The organism is Corallococcus sp. AB049A, assembly GCF_003668885.1.
GTDB classification, from domain to species: domain Bacteria; phylum Myxococcota; class Myxococcia; order Myxococcales; family Myxococcaceae; genus Corallococcus; species Corallococcus interemptor.
This window is the reverse complement of the sequence record NZ_RAWL01000605.1, coordinates 1-4026: the sequence shown is the minus strand read 5'-3', so window position 1 is coordinate 4026 and position 4026 is coordinate 1. Positions and strand designations below refer to the sequence as shown.

General features: G+C 67.7%; 4 protein-coding genes. 1 reads left to right on the top strand and 3 read right to left on the bottom strand.

The window, feature by feature from the left end:
* Window positions 1-66 precede the first annotated feature (66 nt).
* A complete protein-coding gene (locus tag D7X55_RS36995) occupies window positions 67-360 on the bottom strand; it encodes a FruA-associating protein, FapA (protein WP_120550354.1) in 294 nt (97 codons plus the stop codon).
* Between the two features lie 236 nt (window positions 361-596).
* On the opposite strand from D7X55_RS36995, the gene D7X55_RS36990 reads away from it, so the two are divergent.
* Window positions 597-1670 (top strand): type IV pilus twitching motility protein PilT, encoded by a 1074-nt coding sequence (locus tag D7X55_RS36990; protein ID WP_120550353.1) that lies wholly within the window; start codon window positions 597-599, stop codon window positions 1668-1670.
* 29 nt (window positions 1671-1699) lie between these two features.
* Here the strand turns inward: D7X55_RS36990 and D7X55_RS36985 are convergent, their stop codons facing one another.
* Together D7X55_RS36985 and D7X55_RS36980 are read right to left on the bottom strand one after the other, a co-directional pair.
* Window positions 1700-3331 carry a fumarate hydratase gene (locus D7X55_RS36985; protein WP_121725488.1) on the bottom strand — a complete coding sequence of 544 codons (1632 nt, stop codon included), beginning with the start codon at window positions 3329-3331 and terminating at the stop codon, window positions 1700-1702.
* A 43-nt stretch (window positions 3332-3374) separates the two neighbouring features.
* The gene (locus tag D7X55_RS36980) at window positions 3375-3941 is read right to left on the bottom strand and encodes a class I SAM-dependent methyltransferase (protein WP_121725487.1); all 567 of its coding nucleotides are present in this window, start codon (window positions 3939-3941) and stop codon (window positions 3375-3377) included.
* Window positions 3942-4026: the final 85 nt, after the last annotated feature.

Here is a 4026-nt window from a genome sequence, read left to right as displayed (position 1 = left end):
CCGTGAAGGTCCGTCCCGCCGCCACCCGTGTGCCACGTCCGGGGGGGAGGAGGTGGGTGCGTCTGTCTACCGGTAGCGCGGGATGTTGCGGGCCACGTGCAGGGCCCACGCCTCCGCGGAGTCCAGCTCCGCGCGGGCCTCCGCGTAGCGGTCCTTCGCCGCTTCGCTGGCGTCGTTGGCGAAGATGGCGTCGTGCAGCTCCTTCTGGGCGCGGGTCAGCCGCAGGCTGGTCTGCAACCACAGCCGGGCCGCCATGCGCGGGGTAATCACCACCTGGGTGGGATCCCACACCTCCAGCGCGGCGTAGTCAGCGGAGGACAGCTCTTCGGAGTGGGGGGCCTGCTCGGTTTGTCCGTTCATGCCCGGATGTTCGCCATGGATTTGGGGCAGGGCATCCGGGCCGCCTGGGCAGGAAGACGGCCACTGGTGAGCAGTCGAGGACAGTTCCTTCATCCCCCGGGGTACTCGCATTCCTTGATTTGCGGGAAAACTCAATACAGTGAGGCTGGGGAATGCTTCCCACATTGCAACGATGGAGGGACCGGGTGGCGTTCTTCTAGAATCCTCCGCTCCATTCGTGAAGTGAGAGGGATTACCTGGACCAGAACACCCTGAACAAGCTGCTCACCGTCGGCGTCCAGAACGGGGCTTCGGACATCCACTTCCGTCCTGGGGACCCGCCCATCTACCGCGTGAACGGTGTGCTGCGGCCGTTGAAGATGGAAAAGCTCCAGGCGGATCACACGAAGCAGGTGGCGCTGCACGTGATGAATGATCCGCTGATGAAGGCGCAGATCGACAGTGTGCAGGAATGCGACTCGTCCTACAGCCTCCCCGGTGTCGCGCGTTTCCGGGTGAACATCTACCGGCAGCGCGGCTCGCTGGCCTGCATCCTGCGCATCATCCCGGATGAGATCCCCAGCATCGACGGTCTGGGATTGCCGCAGGTGCTCAAAACCATCGCCGGCAACGAGCGCGGGCTGGTGCTGGTGACGGGGGCCACGGGGTCCGGCAAGAGCTCCACGCTGGCATCGATGATCAACCACATCAACCACACGGAGAGCCTGCACATCCTCACCATCGAGGACCCCATCGAGTTCATCTACAAGAACGTGAAGTCCTCCATCTCCCAGCGCGAGATTGGCCCGGACACGGCGAACTTCGCCATCGCGCTGCGCGCGGCGCTGCGTCAGGACCCGGACGTCATCCTGGTGGGCGAGATGCGCGACACGGAGACCATCGACATCGCGCTGAAGGCGTCCGAGACGGGCCACCTGGTGCTGTCCACGGTGCACACCACGGACGCGTCGCGCACCATCAACCGCCTGGTGTCCGTGTTCCCCGCGGAGGAGCAGACCATGGTGCGCATGCGCCTGGCGGACTCGCTCAAGGCGACCGTCTCCCAGCGCCTGTTGCCCAGGGCCACCGGCAAGGGCCGCACGGTGGCGCTGGAGATCATGGTGCAGACGAAGACGGTGGAGCAGTACATCCGCGACGACCGCGCCGCGGAGCTCAAGGACGTCATCGAGAAGGGCCGCGACATGTTCGGCATGCAGTCCTTCGACCAGCACCTGACGCAGCTGTACCGCGCGGGAGACATCACCCTGGAGACGGCCCAGAGCGCGGCCTCCAACCCGGCGGACTTCCAGCGCGCGCTCGAGTTCGATTGAGAGCGCACGCCGGAAGTTGAATCAGCGGCCTACTTCTTCGCGGACGGCTTGTTGATGTTCGCGAAGAAGTCGTTGCCCTTGTCGTCCACGACGATGAAGGCCGGGAAGTCGACCACGTCGATCTTCCACACGGCCTCCATGCCCAGCTCGGCGTACTCCAGCACCTCCACCTTCTTGATGCAGTCCTGCGCCAGGCGCGCCGCCGGGCCACCGATGGAGCCCAGGTAGAAGCCGCCGTGCTTCTTGCAGGCCTCCGTGACGGCCTGGGAGCGGTTGCCCTTGGCGAGCATCACGAAGCTGCCGCCCTCCGCCTGGAACTGATCCACGTACGCGTCCATGCGGCCCGCGGTGGTGGGGCCGAAGGAGCCGGACGCGTAGCCCTCGGGCGTCTTGGCCGGGCCCGCGTAGTAGACCATGTGGTCCTTGAGGTACTGGGGCATGCCCTCGCCCCGGTCCAGGCGCTCCTTGATTTTGGCGTGCGCGATGTCGCGCGCCACCACCAGCGAGCCGGACAGCGACAGGCGCGTCTTGATGGGGTAGCGCGACAGCTCCGCGCGCAGGTCGCTCATGGGGCGGTTCAGGTCCAGCTTCACCACGTCGCCGGACAGGTCCGCGTCCTTCGTCTCCGGCAGGTACTTCGCGGGGTCCGTCTCCAGCGCCTCCAGGAAGACGCCGTCACGGGTGATCTTCCCCAGCGCCTGGCGGTCCGCCGAGCACGACACGGCGATGGCCACCGGGCAGGACGCGCCGTGGCGGGGCAGGCGGATGACGCGCACGTCGTGGCAGAAGTACTTGCCGCCGAACTGCGCGCCAATGCCGGTGCGCTGCGTGAGCTTGAGCACCTCCTGCTCCAGCTCCACGTCGCGGAAGCCCCGGCCCAGCGCGTTGCCGCTGGCGGGAAGCGTGTCCAGGTAGCGCGCGGAGGCGTACTTCGCCGTCTTCAGCGCGAACTCCGCGGACGTGCCGCCCACCACGATGGCCAGGTGGTACGGCGGGCACGCGGCGGTGCCCAGCGAGCGGATCTTCTGCTCCAGGAACGCCAGCAGGCTCTGCGGGTTGAGGACGGCCTTCGTCTCCTGGAAGAGGTAGCTCTTGTTCGCGGAGCCGCCGCCCTTGGCCATGAAGAGGAACTTGTAGGCGTCGCCGTCGGTCGCGTAGAGCTCGATCTGCGCGGGCAGGTTGTTGCCCGTGTTGACCTCCTTGTACATGTCCAGCGGCGCCATCTGCGAGTAGCGCAGGTTCGACGTGAGGTACGTGTCGAACACGCCCCTGGAGATGGCCGCCTCGTCGCCGCCGCGGGTGAGGACGTACTGGCCCTTCTTGCCCATCACGATGGCGGTGCCGGTGTCCTGGCAGGAGGGCAGCACGCCGCCCGCGGCGATGTTCGCGTTCTTGAGCAGCTCCAGCGCCACGAACTTGTCGTTGGACGACGCCTCCGGGTCCTGGAGGATGTTGTTGAGCTGCTGCAGGTGCCCGGGCCGGAGCAGGTGCGAGATGTCCCGCATGGCCTCGCGCGTGAGCAGCGTGAGCGCCTCCGGCTCCACCTGGAGGAAGGTGCGGCCAGCGGCCTCGAACGTGGAGACGCCTTCCTTCGTGAGGAGGCGGTAGGGCGTCTCGTCCTTGCCAAGCGGCAGCATGTCCTGGAACTGGAAGTCACTCATCGCGGGCTTTGTCTCTTCGAGAAGGGGTGGACGGGCGGGGACTCTACTCACGGGGCGGCGCGCGGGGCGGCACTTCGTAGAGGTAGACGGGCGTGCGGTAGAGGTCCTGGAGCCGCACGCTGCGCACGGGCGCCCAGCCCCGGAGTCCGAACGTGTGGCTCAGGATGCGAGCGCCCACGGGAAGCTCGGCCGCGAAGCGGGGCTCCAGGCGCTTCATGATGCCCGGGGACAGGTAGCAGACGACGCAGGTCGCGTCCTGGAAGGACGCGGCGAAGAAGTCCCCGTGCAGGAGCGTGAGGTTCGCGCGAGGGAAGAGCCGCTGGCGCAGCCGGCTGAAGAGCCAGGGCAGCCAGGACAGCTCGTACGCGACGATGCGCGCCTCGGGGCAGTGGTCCGCCAGGTTGAAGGCCACGTCCCCCCAGCCCGAGCCCAGGTCCAGCACCGTGCCCCGCGTGTCCCCAGGCAGCATGGCCAGCAGTGCCCGCCGCACCCGGGGCGAGCTGGGCATGGGCGGCGCGCCGGTGCGCAGCGTGGAGACGACGATGGACAGCACCCCCAGCAGGAGCACCGTCCAGAGCAGCATCAGGAGGAGGGGGCCGGTCGCGCTCACGGTTCAGCGCGCATCATCGCGCGGGGCGCCTTCGCGTGGGACCCTACCTGCGGGGATGCTGACCGGCGTCCACGCGGACCACGCG

What these genes read in the sequence shown, in the direction of transcription:
- D7X55_RS36995 (WP_120550354.1), bottom strand. Translation starts at nt 360, where the DNA reads ATGAACGGACAAACCGAGCAGGCCCCCCACTCCGAAGAGCTGTCCTCC.
- D7X55_RS36985 (WP_121725488.1), bottom strand. Translation starts at nt 3,331, where the DNA reads ATGAGTGACTTCCAGTTCCAGGACATGCTGCCGCTTGGCAAGGACGAG.